This window comes from Pandoraea sp. B-6 (assembly GCF_000282835.1).
GTDB lineage: Bacteria > Pseudomonadota > Gammaproteobacteria > Burkholderiales > Burkholderiaceae > Pandoraea > Pandoraea cepalis.
In genome coordinates, this window is record NZ_KB290501.1 from 15,489 (window position 1) to 16,156 (window position 668).

Here is a 668-nt window from a genome sequence, read left to right on the forward strand (position 1 = left end):
AGCGCGCCGGCGAGCACCCGGGAGATGTCGTAACCCGCGACGTTCTTCATGACCTGCCCACCGAAATGCAGCACTTGGCCCTGACCGTTCATGACGACGGCGCCGAGGACAAAGTCGCGCGGTGCGCCGACGTGCGGCCGGCGAGGGCCGGCAAGGCCGGCCGCAATGCAGCCGCCGAGCGTTGCCCCTGACCCGAAATGGGGCGGCTCGAACGGCAGAATCTGCCCGCGCGCGCCCAGCGCCGATTCGATCTCGGTCAGTGGCGTGCCCGCGCGGGCGGTGATCACCAGTTCGGCCGGATCGTACGAAACGATGCCGCGATATGCACGCATGTCGAGCGGCTCGCCCGTGGGCGTCTGGCCGTACCAGTGCTTGGTGCTGCCACCCTGGATGTCAAGCGGTGTGCCGCTGGCGGTGGCGGCGAGCACGCGCTCGCGTATCGCGGCGAGCACTTGCGCCGCCGCTTGCGTATCCACGTCGGGCAACGCGAGGGAAGGGGCTTGCGACATCAGAACCTCGGCAATTCGGGATGGGGCAACAGGCCGCCGCGCACGTGCATCTTGCCGTACTCGGCGCAGCGCGCACGTGTGGGAATGCCCTTGTCGGCGTTGAGCAGGCCGGCGGGGTCGAAGGCACGCTTCACGCCAAAGAAGGCATCGCGCTCTTCC

At 68.9% G+C, this 668-nt stretch carries 1 protein-coding gene and 1 pseudogene; both read right to left on the reverse strand.

Going from position 1 to position 668, the window contains the following annotated elements:
- On the reverse strand, positions 1-509 hold a 509-nt coding region (locus A985_RS24420; protein WP_157211371.1), incomplete at its 3' end, for an FAD-binding protein.
- A pseudogene (locus tag A985_RS29005) lies at positions 509-668 on the reverse strand (FAD-binding oxidoreductase); the annotation flags it as partial. The gene A985_RS24420 and the pseudogene A985_RS29005, both read right to left, overlap by 1 nt.